This window comes from Cobetia sp. 29-18-1, assembly GCF_029846405.1.
Lineage (GTDB): Bacteria > Pseudomonadota > Gammaproteobacteria > Pseudomonadales > Halomonadaceae > Cobetia > Cobetia amphilecti.
This window is the reverse complement of record NZ_JARWKS010000019.1, coordinates 1-20,948: the sequence shown is the minus strand read 5'-3', so window position 1 is coordinate 20,948 and position 20,948 is coordinate 1. Positions and strand designations below refer to the sequence as shown.

15 protein-coding genes are annotated in these 20,948 nt (G+C 54.8%); 14 read left to right on the top strand and 1 reads right to left on the bottom strand.

Annotation, left to right across the window (positions count from 1 at the left end):
• Positions 1–92: 92 nt before the first annotated feature.
• The gene (locus tag QD208_RS14070) at positions 93–2,507 is read right to left on the bottom strand and encodes a capsular polysaccharide biosynthesis protein (RefSeq protein WP_279837184.1); all 2,415 of its coding nucleotides are present in this window, start codon (positions 2,505–2,507) and stop codon (positions 93–95) included.
• Positions 2,508–2,875: 368 nt separating this feature from the next.
• Between QD208_RS14070 and QD208_RS14065 the strand changes: the two genes are divergently transcribed.
• From QD208_RS14065 to QD208_RS14000, 14 genes are all read left to right on the top strand, one after another.
• Positions 2,876–4,636, top strand: coding sequence for an SLC13 family permease (locus QD208_RS14065; protein WP_279837183.1), 1,761 nt, complete (start codon positions 2,876–2,878; stop codon positions 4,634–4,636).
• 110 nt (positions 4,637–4,746) lie between these two features.
• Positions 4,747–5,595 carry a 3'(2'),5'-bisphosphate nucleotidase CysQ gene (gene cysQ / locus QD208_RS14060; RefSeq protein ID WP_279837182.1) on the top strand — a complete coding sequence of 283 codons (849 nt, stop codon included), beginning with the start codon at positions 4,747–4,749 and terminating at the stop codon, positions 5,593–5,595.
• A 160-nt stretch (positions 5,596–5,755) separates the two neighbouring features.
• Positions 5,756–6,697, top strand: coding sequence for a sulfate adenylyltransferase subunit CysD (gene cysD / locus QD208_RS14055; RefSeq protein ID WP_279837180.1), 942 nt, complete (start codon positions 5,756–5,758; stop codon positions 6,695–6,697).
• A 178-nt stretch (positions 6,698–6,875) separates the two neighbouring features.
• Complete coding sequence (gene cysN, locus QD208_RS14050; protein ID WP_279837179.1) at positions 6,876–8,789, top strand: sulfate adenylyltransferase subunit CysN; 1,914 nt, start codon at positions 6,876–6,878, stop codon at positions 8,787–8,789.
• Positions 8,790–8,851: 62 nt separating this feature from the next.
• Complete coding sequence (locus QD208_RS14045) at positions 8,852–9,280, top strand: DVU3141 family protein (RefSeq protein ID WP_279837178.1); 429 nt, start codon at positions 8,852–8,854, stop codon at positions 9,278–9,280.
• A gap of 180 nt (positions 9,281–9,460) precedes the next feature.
• Entirely contained in the window at positions 9,461–11,176 is a 1,716-nt protein-coding gene (locus QD208_RS14040) for a polysaccharide biosynthesis/export family protein (protein WP_279837177.1), read from the top strand.
• 38 nt (positions 11,177–11,214) lie between these two features.
• Positions 11,215–12,045: an ABC transporter permease gene (locus tag QD208_RS14035; protein WP_279837218.1), complete on the top strand. Its 831-nt coding sequence runs from the start codon at positions 11,215–11,217 to the stop codon at positions 12,043–12,045.
• Positions 12,042–12,731: an ABC transporter ATP-binding protein gene (locus tag QD208_RS14030; protein ID WP_279837176.1), complete on the top strand. Its 690-nt coding sequence runs from the start codon at positions 12,042–12,044 to the stop codon at positions 12,729–12,731. The genes QD208_RS14035 and QD208_RS14030 overlap by 4 nt, the downstream gene beginning before the upstream one ends.
• Before the next feature lie 88 nt (positions 12,732–12,819).
• Complete coding sequence (locus QD208_RS14025) at positions 12,820–13,905, top strand: chain-length determining protein (protein ID WP_279837175.1); 1,086 nt, start codon at positions 12,820–12,822, stop codon at positions 13,903–13,905.
• A gap of 136 nt (positions 13,906–14,041) precedes the next feature.
• Positions 14,042–14,791, top strand: a complete 750-nt coding sequence (locus QD208_RS14020) for a hypothetical protein (protein WP_279837174.1) — start codon at positions 14,042–14,044, stop codon at positions 14,789–14,791.
• A 53-nt stretch (positions 14,792–14,844) separates the two neighbouring features.
• Positions 14,845–15,141 (top strand): hypothetical protein, encoded by a 297-nt coding sequence (locus tag QD208_RS14015; RefSeq protein ID WP_279837173.1) that lies wholly within the window; start codon positions 14,845–14,847, stop codon positions 15,139–15,141.
• 51 nt (positions 15,142–15,192) lie between these two features.
• The gene (wecB, locus tag QD208_RS14010) at positions 15,193–16,323 is read left to right on the top strand and encodes a UDP-N-acetylglucosamine 2-epimerase (non-hydrolyzing) (protein WP_279837172.1); all 1,131 of its coding nucleotides are present in this window, start codon (positions 15,193–15,195) and stop codon (positions 16,321–16,323) included.
• A 73-nt stretch (positions 16,324–16,396) separates the two neighbouring features.
• Positions 16,397–17,677, top strand: coding sequence for a UDP-N-acetyl-D-mannosamine dehydrogenase (gene wecC, locus QD208_RS14005; protein ID WP_279837171.1), 1,281 nt, complete (start codon positions 16,397–16,399; stop codon positions 17,675–17,677).
• 35 nt (positions 17,678–17,712) lie between these two features.
• Positions 17,713–20,934 carry a glycosyltransferase gene (locus QD208_RS14000; RefSeq protein WP_279837169.1) on the top strand — a complete coding sequence of 1,074 codons (3,222 nt, stop codon included), beginning with the start codon at positions 17,713–17,715 and terminating at the stop codon, positions 20,932–20,934.
• The last annotated feature ends 14 nt before the right edge of the window (positions 20,935–20,948 follow it).

Sequence of the window (20,948 nt, the reverse complement as noted above, 5' to 3'; positions counted from 1 at the left end):
TCCCCAAGGCTCTCTTGCGCGCGAGCGTCCACGGGCATGAGGGCGGAAGCTGAAGCGGTGAAAGGCAATGCCAGACGTCCATGTAACATGATTCAATGCTTCCCGATGAATAAGGCGCGATAGCCTCGATAAAGACGGGTTTTCCAAGGCAATGCTGGCTTCAAGGTACCTCTGCGAAGCTTGTCACGTTGTTGTTCCAGGATCGTGACGACTGTCTCGGCATTGCATAAGTGACCGTGCTCAGGGGTCACATACACGGGATACTCGATCAGAGCGCCAGCCACCAGGGCATCCACACTCAAGTGCCGAGTTCGTCTTGGACACTCGACAATGTCATGAGTCAGCCCCCAGCCAGCATAGAAGGGCAGGCCATGGGTCGTGACGGGCACACCTCGTATCAGGGCTTCAAAGCCCGCGAGCGAGCAGAGCGTGTGTACATGATCCACTTGCTCAAATAACCGACTGATATTGCCGGTGGTCAATTCGAGATCGTACGTCCCGCCTTCAGTCGCCACCTCGCCACTACGCCCCCCTGTGACAACGTCGGGATGCGGTTTATAGATCACGTAGCTTTCAGGGTGCAATGTCCGCGCCGCCTCAAGCAAAGCTTGATTGGTGCGTATCCCGGGGCACGCATGGCGTATCGAGGCATCTGACTCCACCTGGCCGACGACCAATATCACGTCACGGCCCTCGGCCATCGCGCGAAGGTCCGGCAATTCATCACCTTCCGAATTGTACTTGCTCAGTCCCAGCGTGATCAGGCGCTCGCGTAATTGGCGTGCGCGGCCTAACTCGGCATCGGTGAAATCATGATGCATCAACCACTGCTCCAGTGTGCTTGAGCGACTGGCGTCAAAATGCATGCCGAACGGGTCGAGGATCAACGAAAGTGGCCGCGTGAGATCCACCCCCAGGCCGACTGAGCGCAAGAAACCGTCCTCGATTCGCCACAGAGCGCCCCCTTGTGCAATGACGGAGGCTTCCAGCTCTGCTGTTGTTCGGCTCGCCCAGCTCAGCACGCGGGTAGGGTGTGGGGCCTGTTGTTCGCGCTGCGACATCGCTTGCGGATCATGCGCGATGGTGACACCAGCTGTCTTTTGCAGCTTTTGCAGTGCGATGGCATCGCTTTTGACGAAGTCGCAGTGCGCCAAGGGCCCCAGGAAGCCGGGCAGGAAATTACGCTTCCAGCGCGAGTACCCCGGCGCTATCCAGTGTCCTGCCAGCCTGGCAGCCATTCGCTTCTGGTCTGCAAGCAGCTGGATGATCTCTTCGAGCGTCGCGACCTGCTGGGTATAGGGATTGGCATAGCGGCTGTATTCGAGATAGGCCGCGGCAAACACCTGCTCAAGCGTGCGTGACTGCCCTCGGCGCGGACATTGCTGGCGATCATCCGTCAGGCCCCACCCGGCATAGAACGGCATGCCGTGACAGGTCACCGGCAGGCCTGCCATCAGGGCCTCGAACCCAAGCTGGCTGGTCACGACATGGACGCCATCGACCTGTTCGAACAGGCACCAGGGGTTGATGTCGTCGCTCAGCAGCGTGCAGCCAAGCTTGCGTGCCTCCTCCAGCAGATAGCCGCGCTTCTTGCCGGCGATCACATCCGGATGCACCTTGACCCACACCTCGGCTCCCTCGATGGCACAGGCCTCCCTCAGCATGGCAAGGAAAGTCTCCAAGCTGGCCATGCCGCCCATGACAGACGCATCCTCGGCGGTCTGATCCACGATGAGAAGTCGCTGCATGCCAGGCTTTCGGGCTGGAAGCTTGCGCTCTGGTGCATGGTTGTACTTGCTCAAGCGATGCATGCGCAGGCTTTCGAGAGCCGCGCGCGCGCGCGCCAGCAATGCCTCTGCCTGGCGCGTCGGCGCTTCATTTATCAGTTGCTCGAGATCGCTCGGTTGGCGCGCATCGTAATAGATGCCTTGGTGATCGACCACCATCGCCATGCCAGGGTAACCGGCGCTTGCCAGGGTCAGAGAACGCAGGAAACCATCCTCCAATGCAACGTAGGGCAATTCATGTTCAAGCGCATATTGGCGCGCGCGCTTCGCCGTCGGTTTATGTCCCCAACCGACGACACGCATGATGTTTGTCGAGGATGTCTGACCCACGAATTCTGGCGCAGTATTTATCCCTTTCGATGCCCCGAGTTCTGACAAAGTATCAGTCTCGCTCGCTGCTGGATGTTGTTCTTTTCCTAAATTTTTTTTGCTCAGTGTACCTGTCGGGGCGCGTCGCCTGGCAGCGAAAGATAAATTCTTGAAGGTGAGCGAGTTGTCATTGTTCTGACACGAAAGGGGTGTACGCCCTTTTGTAAGTGGCAGCAACTCGGGCATGAAGCAGGCAAGAAGTGGTTGGCGATAAATACCTGAAGAAAAACAGAGCGATGCCCCAGAGGTCGCGTCATTCGTGACATCTTCTGATCCGTGCCGAGCGTGAGAGGCGCAGGGCAGAGCACGCATGAGAAGCTCCCATCCTTGGTTCATTGCCGCCTTCAGCATGCAGGGTGTCCGTTTCAGATAAGAAAAGTGACTGCTTACTCGTGATGCTCAGCACGCCTGGTGAGACTGTCGTGTGAGACCGTTGACTCAGAGTCCGCAAATAGGGAAAGTACGCAAAGTGACGAACGAATTCAATCAAGTCTTTGCTCGCGATATTGGTAGCAGGCAAATGATTAACCTGTGCTTTATTTTGTTTGTCAGCTTTTTCACTGCATGCTTCAGCAGTAATAGCTTTGCTGCTAAAGTGCCACGCTCTGCGATGCATTTTCATTAATGCTTGAGCTTCATATGAACGTGAAGCGCAGGGCTTGACCAGAAGAAGCGGCAGGACGCCAAGGGAACGCTAGTAGATGGAAATCGCGCAGCACATGGATGCTTTTGTCACCCTGGTGGTGACGGTAGGAGTGTTGGCAGGGCTTGTCTGGAATCGTTGGCCGGCGGAGTGGCTGATGATGGCCGCTGCCGTGTCGTTGATACTGCTGGGTGTCATTTCTCCGGCGACCTTCCTTGCCGGGTTCGCCAATCCGGGCATCATGACCATCGGCGCGCTTTTCGTGGTCGCCGCCGGCGTTCAGGAAACCGGGGCGCTGCGCTGGATGCTCGAGCGTCTGCTCGGGCGCCCCAGCTCGCCTTCTTCAGCATTGGCACGCCTGATGCCGATCACCTCGCTGCTCAGCGCGTTCTTGAACAATACTCCCGTCGTCGCACTCTTCATTGGCCTGGTCCAGGGCTGGTGCGCTCGCATGAAAATCTCGCCTTCGCGTCTGCTGATGCCCATGAGCTATGCCGCCATTCTCGGCGGTACCTGCACTCTGATCGGCACCAGCACCAATCTGGTCGTTGACGGCCTGCTGCAGTCCCAGGCCAATCTGCCCGGGCTCGGCATCTTTGATATCTCTGCACTGGGCGTGCCTGTGCTGATCATCGGCACCCTGTGGATGGTACTGATCGGCTGGCGTTTCCTGCCCCAGCGCAAGGGGCTGGTCGAGCAGCTCGGCAATGGTCGCGAGTATTCCGTGGCCATGCGAGTGGCCGACAAGGGGCCGCTGCATGACAAGAGCATCGAGGAGGCGGGCCTGCGTAGTCTTCAATTCGGTTATCTGGCCGAGATAGAACGTTCCGGCAAGCTGCTGTCCATGGTCGGCCCAGACACCATTCTCCAGTCCGGTGATCGTCTCATCTTCGTCGGTGTCGCGGACACCGCGCATGAAGTACGTGTTTTCCGCGGGCTGGAGAGTGATGCCGCAGGCCTGGACCTGGATCACCACCAGCGTCGTATGGTCGAGGCCGTCATCGCTCCTAGCTCCCCCGTCGTCGGCATGAACGTGCGTGAAGCGCGCTTTCGTACTCGCTATCAATCCGTGATTCTCGCCGTGTCACGTGATGGTGAGCGCATCAACAGCAAGGTCGGTGACATCGTGCTGCGCCCCGGTGACACCCTGTTGCTGGAAGCCGCTGCCGATTTCACGCGCCTGCATCGCTATAACCGCGAATTCCTGCTGGTCAGTACGCTGGATGGCAATGGCATGCCCAACCTCACCAAGGCGCCCATCGCACTCGCCATCATGAGTCTGATGATCATCACGCACCTGGCGGGCATGGCCGAACTGGTCGAGGCGGCCGTGGCGGCCGCCATTCTGATGGTCTTCACCGGTTGCCTCCCGGCCTCGCAGGCGCGCGCCAGCATCGATGGCAGCGTGCTGGTCGTCATTGCCGCTGCCTTGGGGCTGGGCCAGGCGATGACCGACAGTGGTGCGGCCCAGATGGTGGCGGACCAGCTCATGCAGCTGGGCGGCGGCTCGCCGCTGATGATGCTGGCACTCGTCTATCTCACCACGACACTATTTACCGAGATCATCACCAACAACGCCGCCGCCGTGTTGATGTTTCCGATCGCCATGGCCGTCAGCGAGCAGTTGGGGGTCTCCTTGATGCCTTATGCGATTGCCATCATGTTCGCGGCCTCGGCCAGTTTTCTCACCCCGCTGGGCTATCAGACCAACCTGATGGTGATGGGCCCGGGGGGCTACAAGGTGTCCGATTACATGAAGGTCGGTTTGCCGATGAGCCTCATCGTCGGCGTCACCTCGGTCGCTCTGATTCCGCTGATCTGGCCATTCACGGGTTGATCTGACCATTCACGGGCTGAGCCATGCTCTGCGTCGTCTGGCAGCCGCTGGCGAGCGTTACCCTTTACAACGTCAGCCTGGCTGGCGAATTCACACTGACAGGAAGGCACATGACGGATACGACAGTGAGCATGACCGACAGCACGACACGCGCCATGTTGAATGCGCTGGAGGCCATTGCTCGCAAGGCGGGCGCTGCCATCATGGAGATCTACGAGAGCGGTGACTTCACGGTTGACATGAAGTCGGATGATTCCCCGCTGACCACGGCAGACCGCGCAGCGCACGCCGTCATCGTCGACGGTCTGAAGGCCATGGACGCCGAATTCGGCGCCACACCGATCCTGTCCGAGGAAGACGCGGACATCAGCTGGGACGTGCGCAGTGACTGGACGCGTTACTGGCTGGTCGACCCGCTGGACGGCACCAAGGAATTCATCAAGCGCAATGGCGAATTCACCGTCAACATCGCGCTGATCGAGCAGGGTGTGCCGACCATGGGCGTCGTCTACGCGCCGGCCATCGAGACGCTCTACGTCGGTGCCCAGCAGGGGGGAGGCCAGGCCGCCATCGCCGAGAAGCAGGTTGGCGAGGGTGAGCGTCAGGCCATCGCCGTCAGTGACGTGCCGACCAGCACCGACAGCTGGCGCATCGTCGGTAGCCGTTCTCACCAGACCGAAGAATTCAAGGCGTTCGTCGCCGACTTCGCTGCCTGCGATATCGTCGCCATGGGCAGTTCACTGAAGCTGTGCCTGGTGGCGGAAGGGGCGGCAGACCTCTACCCGCGCCTCGGCCCGACCTGTGAATGGGATACCGGTGCCGCGCATGCGGTGGTCGAAGCCGCGGGTGGTCAGGTGCTGAATGCCGAGACCCGTCAGGCGCTGCGTTACAACCATCATGACAGCGTGCTCAACCCCTATTTCATCGTCTGTGCCAAGCCGGCCGCTCCCTGGGCATGAACCAGGCGCAAGGCAGGGGGTAGGCAAGCGTCACGGGACTGACGCCAGACGATGTCAGTCTCGTGTCAAAGATACTATGTTCTCTTCGCAACGAGTGTCGTGTCTCAGCGCGTGCGGAGAGGATAAGGACAACTAGCAGAGTGATCTCAAGGAACCTGTAATGACTGCATCATCGACGGCCGACAAGCTCGGCATCACACCGGAACGCCAGACCCACCTCAAGCAGCTTGAGGCCGAATCCATTCACATCATCCGTGAAGTGGCAGCGGAATTTGCCAATCCGGTCATGCTGTATTCCATCGGCAAGGATTCCGCCGTCATGCTGCATCTGGCGCGCAAGGCCTTTGCGCCGGGCGTGCCGCCGTTCCCGTTGATGCACGTCAACACCACCTGGAAATTCCAGGAAATGATCAAGTTCCGCGACGAGATGGCCGCGGAAGTCGGCATGGAATTGATCGAGCACATCAACCAGGAAGGCGTCGCGGCGGGTATCAACCCGTTCGATCACGGCAGTGCCAAGTACACCGACATCATGAAGACCGCCGGTCTCAAGCAGGCACTCGACAAGCACGGCTTCGATGCCGCCTTCGGTGGCGCACGTCGTGACGAGGAAGCCTCTCGAGCCAAGGAGCGCGTCTACTCCTTCCGCGATCAGTACCACCGCTGGGACCCCAAGAACCAGCGTCCAGAGCTGTGGAACATCTACAACTCCAAGATCAACAAGGGCGAGTCCATCCGCGTCTTCCCGCTCTCCAACTGGACCGAGCTGGACATCTGGCAGTACATCTATCTCGAGTCCATCAAGATCGTGCCGCTGTACTACTCCGCCGTGCGTCCGGTGCTGAAGCGTGACGGCCTCGACATCATGGTCGATGACGACCGTCTGCCGCTGGCAGAAGGCGAAGTGCCGGAAATGAAATCCGTGCGTTTCCGTACCCTGGGCTGCTACCCGCTGACCGGCGCTGTGGAATCCACCGCCGCGACCCTGCCGGAAATCATCCAGGAAATGCTGCTGACACGTACCAGCGAGCGCTCCGGGCGTGCCATCGATCACGACCAGGCAGGCTCCATGGAGAAGAAGAAGCGCGAAGGTTATTTCTAGGATTCACCCCCAGAAATTGCTTCAACTGGCCTGTAAGGGCCATGACGCGCCTCAAGGCATGCAGGACTCTACAAATTGACAGGACGAGGGATGTCCCAAGCGCTGGAAGCGTCGCACGTCGCGCCTCATACGCCACAAGACGCTCGCGCCGGACAAGCCTCGTTCAGGGAGAATGACAGTGGCACACCAGTCAACGATGATCGCGGAAAACATCGAAGCCTATCTCAAGGAACACGAGCAGAAAGACCTGCTGCGTTTCATCACCTGCGGCAGCGTGGATGACGGCAAGTCGACCCTGATCGGTCGTCTGCTTCACGATTCCAAGATGATCTATGAAGATCAGCTGGCCGCCATCACCCGCGATTCCAAGAAGAGCGGTACCACCGGCAAGGTCGATCTGGCGCTGCTGGTCGATGGCCTGCAGTCCGAGCGTGAACAGGGCATCACCATCGATGTCGCCTACCGCTACTTCTCGACCGACAAGCGCAAGTTCATCATCGCCGATACCCCGGGGCACGAGCAGTACACCCGCAACATGGCGACCGGGGCGTCCACCGCAAGCCTGGCGATCATCCTGATCGATGCGCGCTATGGCGTGCAGACCCAGACCCGTCGTCACAGCTACATCTGTTCGCTGCTGGGCATTCAGCACCTGGTGGTCGCGGTCAACAAGATGGATATCGTCGACTACTCCCAGGAGCGCTTCGACGAGATCGTCGCGGACTACAAGGAGTTCGCCAAGGACCTGGAAGTCCCGGATATCCGCTTCGTGCCGCTGTCCGCGCTGGAAGGCGACAACGTCGTCTCCATCAGCGAGCACACCCCGTGGTACGACGATGCCGCCGCCTACGAGGCGCGTCCGCTGATGGACATACTCGAGACCGTCGATGTCACCGAGGACAGCAACCTGACCGACCTGCGCTTCCCGGTGCAGTACGTCAACCGCCCGAACCTCAACTTCCGTGGCTACTGCGGCACCCTGGCCGCCGGTACCGTCTCACCGGGTCAGCAGATCAAGGTTCTCCCGTCCGGCAGCACCTCCACCGTCGAGCGTATCGTCACCTTCGATGGCGATCTCGACATCGCCTGGCCGGGGCAGGCCGTCACGCTGACCCTGACCGATGAGATCGATATCTCGCGTGGCGACATGATCGTCGCCGAAGATTCCGATCTGGAACCGTGCACCGCCTTCACCGCTGACGTGGTGTGGATGCATGAGGACCCGTTGATCGTCGGCAAGGAATACGAGCTCAAGCTCGGCACGTCCAGTGTCATCGGTCGCGTCGGTCGCATCATCCACCAGACCGACGTCAACACCATGGCGCGTAACGAAGCGGAGAACATCCCGCTCAACGGCATCGCTCGCGTGCAGGTCGAACTGACCCAGCCGCTGGCCATGGACAGCTACCAGCGCTCGCCGCATACCGGCAGCTTCGTGTTCATTGATCGTCTGTCCAACATCACCATCGGTGCGGGCATGGTCAAGGAGACCCTGAGTGCCAGCAACATCGTGTGGCACGACATGGCAGTCACCAAGCAGCGCCGCGCCGATCGCAACAAGCAGAAGCCGTGCATCATCTGGTTCACCGGTCTGTCCGGTGCCGGCAAGTCCACCGCCGCCAATGCGCTGGAGCGTCAGCTGTTCGCCATGGGCTACAACACCTACCTGCTGGACGGCGACAACGTGCGTCACGGCCTGTGTGGGGATCTGGGCTTCAGCGAAGACGACCGCGCCGAGAACATCCGTCGTGTCGGCGAAGTCGCCAAGCTGATGGTCGATGCCGGCATGATCACCCTGGTCAGCTTCATCTCGCCGTTCCAGGCCGATCGCCAGACCGTGCGCGACATGGTCGGCACTGACGAGTTCATCGAAGTCTTCGTCAACACGCCGATCAGCGTCTGCGAAGAGCGCGATCCCAAGGGCCTGTACCGCAAGGCGCGTGCCGGAGAGATCAGCGATTTCACCGGCATCAGCTCGCCGTATGAAGCGCCGGAGAACCCGGAAATCGAGATCAACACGGGTGAACTGAGCCTCGAGCAGACCGCACTCAAGCTGGTCAATCAGCTCAAGCACTACAACGTCATCGGCTGATGCATTCACGCCGATCAGCCCTCGCCGCAAGGCGGGGGCGTTTGCCGTTTCAGGACTCACATATGACTTTATCCCGATTCAAACAGCGCTTGCCGCATGTCGTGCGTCTCGCGGCAGTAGCAGGCCTGGCACTGGCCATCACCGGTTGCGCGACCTCCTATCCGGAATCCACCGGTGCCGGCAGCACCAACCTGGCCAACCTGACCGGCGCTGCGTCGCTGCCGGCGGATGTCTCGTCATTTCTCGACAGCGCGGCCCCCGGCAGCGTGATTGCCGTGCCGACCAGCCCCTGGGGCAGCAATGTCGAAGTGGTCGCCCATGAGCGCTACTTCGCGGCCAGCGGACGTATCTGTCGTGAGCTGACGGTCTCCAATCAGCGTGATCTGTCCAGCAAGGAGCTGGCGTGCCGGACCAGCAATGACGGCAAGGCCGGTGAAGGCACCTGGGTGACCCAGCGGTTGGTGACCGGCCTGCTGGAAGAGGCCCGCTGAGGAGCTTTTCGATAACTTCTCAGCAACTTCTCGGCACCTTTCTCGCTGAAAGGCCCGCACCTGGCTTGGCGTGAAACGACGATTGCAGGAAGCAGGCTAGTGTGACCGGCACTGTCATTCCTGACCGACGCTGCACTATTTTTTGCACGATTTTCTTTGCACTACGAGGGGCCTAGCCCGATGACAATTTCCAGATTCTTGCTCCAGGCCGGGTGCCTGGTGGCGGTAGCGTGCCTGAACGCCAGCCCTGCCATGGCAGCCGGCCTGGACAGTGGTTCCATCCTGTCCAGCAATGACCAGGCCTCCAGCATCCCGCAAAAGACGGATAGTGTAGAAGACAAGGCGCGTGCCGATTGGCGCAGCGGAACCTACGGGCCGCTGACCTCCCGTGCGCAGACCGACCCTGATTCCCTGCCGCCGTTCGGCGAAAACCTCTTTACCGGTGGTTTCCGCGGCATGATGGCCGATGGCCTCAACAGCAGCTACACCATCAAGCCGGGTGACCAGATCACCCTGCGTGTCTGGGGTGGGGTCGAGATGGAGTCCGTGCTGCCTGTCGATGCGCAGGGCAACATCTTCCTGCCGGGCATCGGTCCGGTGAAGGTGCAGGGCACCACCAATGCCCAGCTGGATGGCAAGGTACGCAGCGCCATTCAAGAGGTGTATCCCGAGAACGTCAGCGTCTACACCAACCTGCAGGGCGTGCAGCCGGTGGGTGTCTTCGTCACCGGGTATGTCAAGAATCCGGGCCGCTACGCCGGTACCCCGAATGATTCCATGCTGTATTTCCTCGATCAGGCCGGCGGCATCGACCAGGCACTGGGCAGCTACCGCAAGATCAAGATCAAGCGCAATGGCCGCGTCATCAATACGGTCGATCTGTATGATTTCCTGATCAATGGTGAGATCGCTCGTCCGCAGTTCCGCGATGGCGATACCGTCGTCGTCGAGGAACGTGGCCCGGCGATCAGCGTGGTCGGGGATGTCGAGCGTGATTACCGCTATGAACTCACCGACTCGCGCCTGAGTGGCGAAGACGTCCTGAACCTGGCGCGCCTCAAGTCGGGTGTCTCTCACGTGCTGCTGCGGGGCTCTCGTCCGGACGGCCCCATCTCGCGCTATCTGCCGGTGACGGAATTCCGCGGCGCTGATGTGCGTGCAGGGGATGAAGTGCTGTTCAGTGCCGACCAGCGTGACGAGACCATCGTCGTGCAGCTGGAAGGCAGCTTCTATGGCCCGTCGCGTTATGCACTGCCGCGCGATGCCCACCTGGGGGAATTGCTCAATGCCGTCGGGGTGCCGAAAGGACTGACCGATTACCAGAGCGTTTCCATCCGTCGTGAAAGCGTCAAGGAACAGCAGGCGCAGGCACTGCAGGATAGCCTCAAGCGTCTTCAGGCCACCTATCTCGGCGCGTCTTCCTCGACCACTGAAGAATCCGAGCTTCGTGTACAGGAAGCCGAGATGATCGAGAAGTTCGTCGAGCAGGCGAAGAAGGAAGAGCCGACCGGGCGACTGGTCGTGGCACGTGAAGACGGCAACATCGCCGATGTACGCCTGCAGGATGGCGATGTCATCACCATTCCGGAAATCAGTGATTCCCTGCTGATCAGTGGCGAAGTCGTGGTGCCTCAGGCCATGGTCTACACCCAGGGCATGACGGTGATGGACTATATCAACAGCGCAGGTGGCTTCACTCAGCACGCGGATGAAGACCAGATCCTGGTGGTACGTCAGAATGGTGCCGTGCGTCGTGCCGAGGAAGTCGAGCTGCGCTCGGGTGATCAGATCCTGGTACTGCCAGAACCGCCGACCAAGAACCTGCAACTGGCCACCAGCATCACGCAGATTCTTTATCAGGTCGCGGTCGCCACCAAAGTCGCGATAGACCTCTGATCATGGCTAGTGACATGAACGATGACATGAACGGTGAGATGAACACGCCAACTGAACGCCCATCTGGCGACAAGAAGAGCGGGCCCAAGGCCCGCTCCGCCTGGGCTGTGACGCGTAGTGTCTGGTTCGCCATGTTCATGCGCGAAGCCATCGGGCGCACCATGACTGATCGCATGGGCTGGTTCTGGCTGATTGCCGAGCCTGCAGCTTTTCTGCTTGTCATGATTGGTATTCGGAGCTCCATCCGTGGAGATAGTTTGATTGTCAATGCGCCCTTCATTCCCTGGATGGTCGTAGGGTTGATGGGATTCTTCTTGGTGCGGGAAGGCATGATCCAGGGGCTGGGCGCCATCAATGCCAATAAGGCACTATTTGCCTATCGTCAGGTACAGCCAGTAGATGGTGTCCTGGTTCGCAATGTGTTGAATGGCCTGATTCGGACCTTTATATTTCTTCTGTTTGTTCTTGGTGGTCAGTTACTCGGTACAGACTTCCTGCCCGATAATGGCTTTCAAGCCATCTTTGGCTGGTTATCTCTCTGGTTGCTGGGCTTGGGCGTTGGGCTTGTGACATCAGTGCTCGGTACACTGGTACCCGAGATAGGAAAGATTATCAATATCTTGTCGTTGCCGTTGTTGATTCTTTCCGGAGTCATCATGCCATTGAATAATTTTCCGCATTCGATATTGGAATACCTGATGTGGAACCCTATCGTGCATGGTCTTGAATACATGCGGAATGGGTTCTTCTCTGGATATCAGGTCGTACATGGCACGGATATGGAATATTTTTGGGGCTGGGTACTTTCAGCCTTGGCGCTAGGGCTATTGATGCATGTTCGTTTCAAGGAGCGCCTTAAAAGCCAATGATTGAAATTCAGAATCTCTCCAAACGCTTCTATCAATCACACTATAGTCAGGCTGAAGACCAATGGGTATTGAAGGATATCAATCTGACCATCCCCACAGGTGTCAGTGTAGGTTTATTGGGGGGCAACGGCGCCGGTAAGTCGACGTTGTTGCGCTTGATTGCCGGCATGGATACCCCTCAAAAGGGGAGAGTCATACGCCATTCACGCGTTTCTTGGCCTATCGGGCTCGCTGCTGGGTTACAGAGCAGTATGACAGGCCGCCAGAACACTAAGTTCGTCGCTCGGATGCATGGCAATCAATATGATGTGAAAACAATTATTCAAAGAGTTCAGGAGTTTGCTGAAATAGGGTCCGCATTTGACGAGCCGATTCGTACCTACTCGTCCGGCATGCGCTCACGGCTTAACTTTGGTTTGTCTCTGGCATTTGACTTTGATGTCTATCTTTCTGACGAAGCCACTTCTGTAGGTGATAGGGCCTTCAAGATCAAGGCTTCAAGGGCCTTCAAGGACAAGGTGGGAAAGGCAAGCCTGATTATGGTCTCTCACTCTGAGGGTATACTTGAAGAGCTGTGTCAAGCAGGTATCTATCTAAAAAACGGCCAAGCTCATTGGTTTGATGATATCAACGAGGCTATCAGCACCTACCATATCGATAGCGATGCAAAGAAAAAACAGTACTAAGAAATACACAATATTGGCGGGTGGTATCAAGCCGGCCGTTTAAGTACCGTTAGCAGGCTCTAATAACCGATATTTGATGAGATTTTACATGACAGTATTTATAAAACGTTACCCACAATGGGCGATTGTGCTGTTGTCGATACTGCTCGTAGGCTTTTACTGGACGGTGTGGGCAGAAGACCGCTATGTATCGAAGGCGACAGTAGTATTGGAAAGCCCGCAGATCAATACGGCCAGTGATGTGAGCTTTGGCTCTCTGTTGACTGGAGGACAGACAGATAGTGATTTGCTTCTATTACGGGAATATCTCTTGAGCGTCGATATGCTCAAGAAGGCTCAGGAAGAACTGAATTTTCGAAAGCACTATAGTCAGCACGGCGATATTATTGCTCGTTTGCATGATGAAGCCGCTCCCATAGAGGAATTGCATAAATATTACCTCAAGCGGGTTTTGGTTGAGATGGATGAATATTCGGGCGTATTGAAAATTGAAGTTCAAGCTTGGACGCCAGAGTTTGCCCAGAAACTAGCTCAGTTTTTGCTCGATGAAGGCGAGCGTCACATGAATCAGATGGGGCAGCGCTTGGCAGAAGAGCAAGTCAAGTTTCTAGGTAAGCAGGTGAGCCTACTGGAAGAGAGCTTCGAAAAGGCCCGCCAGCGACTATTGGACTATCAGAATGAAAATGGCTTGGTCTCTCCTACTCAAACAGTTGAAAGCCTAAATACGGTGGTATCTTCACTGGAAGCCCAGCTGGCAACCTATAAGGCGCGCATGAGTGCCCTGGCTAGCTATCAGAGTAAGCGCTCCAGCGAGATGGTGCGTATTGATAGTGAAATAAAGGCCCTGGAAAAGCAGATAGATCTCGAGAAAGAGCGCCTCGCACGTCAATCCGGCAACGCACTCAATAGTGTTTCAAGTCAATATGAGACCTTGCAGCTCCGTGCAGATTTTGCCAAGCAGACTTATTCCAATGCATTAGCTGCGCTTGAAAATACGCGAATAGAAGCCGCACGCAAGCTCAAGCAAGTGAGTATTCTGCAAAGCCCTATCTTACCTGAGTACTCTGAAAAGCCGGAGCGTCTGTACAACCTGGCTCTCTTTTCTATCTTTATGCTGTTCGTTGGTTTTATATTCACTATGCTGCTGATGATAATTCGAGACCATCGTGATTGATACGAATGCTTTATTGAATAAAAAAGTCCGCAATAAGTTAAGTGCATGATATTAAATACTAGAGCAAAGATAGGGGCTTTAGTAGCGAGTATAGTTCTCTTCGAGGAGTGTAATGAAAATCGCGCAGGAGAGTGAAATGGAAGATTCGCTGGGCACTGCCGACACGGCCCTGTTTGATCAAGTGACGTTGCTTCAGAAGTTGTATATTGAAGAGGTTGAGAAACACTGCGAGGATAGCCAGAAAGGACAAAGGTCCAGAGATAGGATAGAGGCAGTGGCGGCGCTTTCATCCCCGGTGGGCGCGAGTGTCGAGAAAGTTATCGCGCGAGCCAATCGGCACAAGCACACTTTGGCACAAACTCGTGAGTTGCTCTTTGCTTATGAAGCAGAATTGGATGGATTTGGCCATGCCCTGGCATCGCTGGATGACATACTGCGCAATGAGAAGGTTACCTCCAAAAGATTGGAAGGTCGTATACGTTTGCTCAACAGCAAGATAGGAGCTCTGCAGAGCGAACAGGAATCAGAGCGTAAAGCTCATGTACTTGAATTGTTTGATGCGTACTCTAGCGCTAGTCAAGTCATGTCACGTAGAAAGGCTAGAAAGACGAAAAGTGCAGATTACAACGCTTTGCTAAAATCATCCCTGTTTGATGCAGACTGGTATCTTATTGAATATACTGATGTCGCTACTACAGGGCTGGACCCTATCAAGCACTATTTAAATGAAGGGGCTAGGGAGGGGAGAAATCCAAGCACACAATTTGACACTATCTGGTATCTCACCTCCAATCCTGACGTTGTCCAGGCTGGCATGAATCCTTTGTTGCACTACCTTCGTTATGGCAAGATAGAAGGTAGGCTGCCCTTGCCGAATAACTGGTGATATTTAAATATACTGTTTGGGTCTTGTGAGCAGAATAAAATTGTGGAGTTGTCATGCAAGAAATCGTTGAGAATGCTGCCCGTTATTTCAAGCAAGGCGATTTTCATAAAGCGAGAGAGTTGTATCAGAAAGTCGCTGCACGCTATGGGGTTTCAATTGTTGAAGTTAATTTGTCACTCTGTGATCAAGCGATAAACCCTTCACGTAAGATGACTTTCGCTGATAATGGAGAAGAGGAAATATTATATAGTAACAGTGGTATGATAAGCTTACCTGCTCAGAAAATCTCTAAACAGCTACAAGAAACTCAGTCATTACTCGAGAAATATTTTATTCTTTCTCAAAAATAATTGATAGACGAGCTCTTAGCTGCAAAAACTATCCACCCTTGGAGCCATGAAATGAAAGTTCTTACGGTATTTGGCACACGACCAGAGGCCATCAAGATGGCACCGCTCGCCTTGCAGCTGGCGGAAGATGAACGCTTTGAATCCAGAGTCTGTGTGACAGCACAACACCGTGAGATGCTGGACCAGGTGCTGAGCTTGTTTGAGCTGGAACCTGACTATGATCTGAATCTGATGAAATCAGGCCAAGATCTCAACGACATAACCTGCGGTATACTGCAAGGGTTAAAGGATATCTTGGCAGATTTCAAGCCTGATATAGTGTTAGTGCACGGAGACACTGCAACTACCTTCGCCACCAGCCTGGCAGCCTATTATCAGCAGATCCCGGTTGGCCATGTTGAGGCAGGGTTGCGGACAGGTAACTTGTATTCGCCTTGGCCGGAAGAGGCGAATCGCAAGTTGACAGGTGCGCTGGCAGCCAAACATTTCGCGCCAACGGAAACCTCACGTCAAAATCTACTAAAGGAAAATATTGACCCAGACAATATTCATGTCACCGGCAATACGGTCATTGATGCATTGTTTGAGGTGGTGAAAAAGCTTGAAGAAGGCCCGCTAGGGAATGAATTACGCGCGCACTTTGATTTTCTGAAAGATGACAAGCGGCTTGTACTGGTCACCGGCCATCGCCGTGAGAGCTTTGGTGAGGGTTTCGAGAATATCTGCCGCGCCTTGGTGGAAACAGCCAAGGAAAATCCGGATGTCCAGGTTGTTTACCCTGTTCACCTCAATCCCAATGTACGTGAGCCAGTCAATCGCTTGCTAGCGGGTATTGACAATATCACCCTGATTGAACCTCAGGATTATCTCCCTTTTGTCTACTTGATGAACCGTGCACATATTATCCTGACAGACTCAGGTGGCATTCAAGAAGAAGCTCCATCACTTGGCAAGCCTGTGCTGGTTATGCGTAATACGACGGAGCGCCCGGAGGCTGTTCAAGCGGGAACTGTCAAGCTGGTGGGAACGAGTGTGGATGTGATTACCTCGGAATTGAGCAAACTGCTTAATCAGCCTGATTTGTATCGTGCCATGAGTTATGCTCATAATCCCTATGGTGATGGCAAGGCCTGTCAGCGTATTCTGAATGCTTTGGTAGCGACGGAACTAACAAAAGCTTAGGTCAAGTCTATCCCTAATCCTATGAAATCTAATTTTAATTTATTTCCTTATAATATTTTCCAAGGGTAACGCTATGGAATTCAATACAATCTCGATGATTGGTCTCGGTTATATCGGCCTTCCTACCGCCGCAGTGTTTGCTTCGCGTCGCAAGAAGGTAATTGGGGTGGACATCGATCAGCGGGCCGTCGATACCATCAATCAGGGCAAGATACATATCATTGAGCCAGAACTGGATATGGTGGTGCACGCCGCAGTCAAGGAGGGCTATCTGCGTGCCACCACCCAGCCAGAGCCTGCTGACGCTTTCATGGTGGCAGTGCCCACTCCTTTCCACACTGACGAGAATGGTCAAAATCACAAGGCAGACCTTCGATATATCCGGTCTGCCTGTGAGGCAATCGCCAAGGTACTGGTCCCTGGCAACCTTGTGGTGCTGGAATCGACAAGCCCGGTAGGTACTACGGAACACATGGCCGCCTGGCTGGCTGAAGCACGTCCGGACCTCACCTTCCCCCAAACGCACGGAGAGGCATCAGATATCCGTATCGCGCATTGCCCTGAGCGTGTGCTACCGGGGCATGTCGTGCGTGAACTGGTAGAGAATGATCGCGTGATTGGTGGTATGACTCCCAAGTGTGCCGAAGTCGCCTGTGCGCTCTACAAGATTGTCGTGGAGGGTGAGTGTCTGCCGACGACTGCACGCACTGCCGAGATGGCAAAACTGACGGAAAACAGCTTCCGTGATGTAAATATCGCCTTCGCCAATGAGCTCTCATTAATTGCCCACGAGCTGGAAATCAATGTCTGGGATCTCATTTCGCTGGCCAACCGCCACCCGCGCGTCAACATTCTTTCCCCTGGGGCAGGTGTCGGTGGCCATTGCATTGCGGTGGACCCCTGGTTCATCGTGGCGGCCTGCCCTGAGCAGGCACGCCTGATTCGCACTGCGCGCGAGGTGAATGACCACAAGCCAGAGTGGGTGCTTGACCGAGTTAGCCAGGCATTGGAAGAGTTGCATCGTGCCCAGCCGGGGGCGACGCGTCGTGACCTCACGGTGGCCTGCCTGGGCGTTGCCTTCAAGCCAGATATTGATGACCTGCGTGAAAGTCCGGCCTTGGGCATCGCTCAGAAAGTCGCTGAGCTCGGCTGCCTGGTCCAGGTGGTTGAGCCAAATATTGACTCTCTGCCCAAGGGGCTTCACTTCGCAAATGTTTCATTGGTCAGCCTTGATGAAGCTCTTGTACAAGCCGATGTCATCTGTGTACTGGTCAAACACAAGCCGTTTATCCAGAAGGTGGAATCGGTGAAGGCAAAAGCCGTAGTGATTGATGCCGTTGGCTTGTTAGGTTGATTCCACTATTTATGCAGAAAGTAAAGAAGGGCTCAATGGACGATCTCCTGAAGCTTGCGACGCACCTGGCCGAACATGACGACACTCCTTTGGCATTCCCGATACCGGGTCGTGTGGCCTATGTCGTCAGTCATGGACAGAGTTATGCCAGTAATGGCTACGCCATTCGGACACAGGGCATTGCGCAGGCCCTAAATGCACAAGGGTGTGAAGTCCTTTGTCTTGTTCGCCCTGGCCGCCCCTGGGAGCTGAATGGCCAAGCGGATATTACGCCGGAAGTCACTATTGAGGGCGTACGTTATATCCATAGCCAATGGCCTGCGGGTATAGTGCCGAAGGACGAGCGTGCTCACCTTGAGGCCAGTGTCGAGCGGTTTATAGAATTATTCCGCGTTTATCGGCCCCAGTCGGTGCTGGCGGGTAGCAACTGGGTTGTCGGCCTTCCGGCCTGGATCGCCGCCAAGCGTCTGGGACTGCCGTTCTATAACGAAGTACGCGGCTTCTGGGAACTCTCACGCGAAGCTCGCGAGCCAAGCTACACCAACAGCCCGGCGTACACGGCCGAATATCAGCGCGACTGCTTTGTCGCCCGCCAGGCGCACAAGGTATTTACCCTGAACGAGCCAATGAAGCACGAGCTCAGTAAACGTGATGTGGCACCGGCCAGAGTCCACATCATACCTAATGGTGTCAGTGAGCTGCCCCTGGTCATGTCGGCAGATCCATCACTTAAACAGCAGCTGGGTATTCAAGAGGACGACAAGGTAGTGGGCTATGTGGGTAGCTTCAGCGCCTATGAAGGCCTAGATGTGCTGCTCGATGCCTGCGCTGAACTAGTGCAAAAAGGCGAAAAACTCAAGCTGTTGCTGGTGGGCGATGACCAGCCTGTCACCCAAGCCAGCCAGCATCTGGCGAACTTGGTCGATGAACCTTGGCTGATTCAGATTGGCCGCGTGCTCCACGAGCAAGTGGCCAACTACTACCCACTGCTACATGCGGTGGTGATCCCGCGTAAAAATCTTCCTGTGTGTGAACTGGTACCGCCGATGAAGGCCGCCGAGGCACTGGCTTATGGCAAGCGGCTGGTCGTCTCTGACGTGGCACCACTGGTAGAGTATGCCGACAAATTTGATGGCGTGGTGAGCTTTGCGGCTGGCAATGCCACAAGCCTTGCAACAGCCCTTCAGGTGTCACTGAAGCTGCCGGCGCCGAAGCCGAGTACCGAGCTGCTGTTCTCCGCGCATACCGGGCCGATGGTACAGGCGTTGAAGGGGGAGGTAGAGAAGCAGGGCGGTAAGAGTGAGCCCGTTGCCAAGCCGGCGCCGAAAGAACCAACCAAGCCGGTAGACGCGAAACCGACTAGCCCAGCTGTCCAGTTGCCTTTTTCAGACAACCTCAATGTAGACTTCTGCTTGATGTCAGAGGAGGTGAAGAAAAAGAAAACGCCATGGACACATGTCAATGTTGATGGGGTGAAGAAAATATCAATCCGTGCAGAATCAAAACCTAAAATAGCGGACAAAAAAGTAATATTGAGGGTTCGATGCTTTAATCGTGAGGGTCAAGAGGTAGATCCCGTAAAAGGAGCCGCCTACTTCTCTGAAGCTTATAAGTGGTTCAGGTATGTAACGGTTTTTGAGCAAGGGGAAGATAGCTCACAGAATTCAGTTGATATACCTGTTTCTGATGCTATTGCTAGCGTTGGGCTGTCTTTTGTCAACTTGGGTGATGTAAAAACGGATAGTTTTAAAGCTTCACTGGAAAAAGATGTAAAAGTCATTTCAGATGAAGTGGATGCAAAAAAGCGTCATGAAGATATTTTTGGTTATCTGCATTCTGCTCCTGCAAAAAAGGCGCTGCAAGCTAAGGCGGTCATTTATGGGGATGTAAGCCCAAACGTGCTTGATGGTTCTTCAATTTGGCTGACTTCGGTCACCAATATCGTTTCTTCGACAAGGCCGACAGTTCTTCTTCTAAAAGACAATGTAAAGGTCCCGAAAGTTGTTTCAAATATTGAGCGCCACGATGATTTAACTGTAATTGAACCTAGGGATATCGGATTTAATGCCCCCCTTGATCAGCAAGCCGCAGCAGAGGCCCTTTCATTAATACATGCACACTGTTCTCAGGTTACGGCTCTGATAACCAGAGGAGTTGATCTCGGCTATGAGATTCAAAAAAGAAAAGAGTTTACGGGGATTTTTTACCCATATTTAACTGACTTCTATGAAGTAACAGAGCAGGGCTTTTCTTTGGTCGAAGCTAAAGTAGAAAAGCTCAAAGAAATCGTTCTTAATGCAAGATCAGTTCTTTTTCAAACTGATGAAATACAAAAAAAAATAGAAGACATTGTTGGATATGAAGTGGATGGGGCTAAACTCCCCCCATCTATACCAGATAATCTAGTTAAGATTTCCGAAAGCGACGAGGAAAATAAGGCTGGTGTCATCCATATTGGCTATGCTGGGAAAGTACAGCCAAGGTGGGGTGTGGAAGAGTTAATCGAGGAAGTAGAAAGGCAGGTTGCTCTCGGGCGTAACATCAAACTGCATATCGCAACTGGAAAGATCCACGGGAGAGGCAAAGAAGGCACCGCATTCGTCCAAAGAATAAGACGTTTGCTGGAAAAGGAATTTGTTCAGCTGCATGACAGCCTATCAAGAGAAGCCGCAATATCCTTGATGGCCAAAATGGATCTTGTTTGGTGCTATCGAGACCCTCAGCTTGAGAACTCTACGCTTGAGCTTTCCACAAAACTGGTTGAAACAGCCGCACTTGGTAAGCCTTGTGTGGTTTATGGTTCTGATATCAACAAGCAGTTTTTGGGGGAAGATTATCCCTTTGTTGTTTATGAACCTTCAGAAATCTCCCACCTGATTGAGAATTTTGAATTCTTGGCAGAAAAATCTAAGGATATCCTTCAAGGGTTGGCTAGCAAGGTGGGAAAAGAGTTTACTTTCTCTTCCCTGAGAAAAAGTATCAGTACCAAACTAGATGAGGATAATGAAAGTTCTCTTGCAGGGAAGAAGATCGTTATCTCAGGGCATGATCGCAAATTTATATATTCGTACATCACGCACCTTCGCAGGCATGGGGCTGAAGTTGCCATTGATCCTTGGGAATGGGGAGCGCATGTAAGCTTAAGGCTTAGTGAGCACTATTCTAGCTGGGGAGACTATATTTTCTGTGAGTGGGGCTTGGCGAATGCTGTTTGGCTGAAGTGGACCCCAGAATTCGGACCAGGCGCTAAGCTCTGATCATACCGACCAGG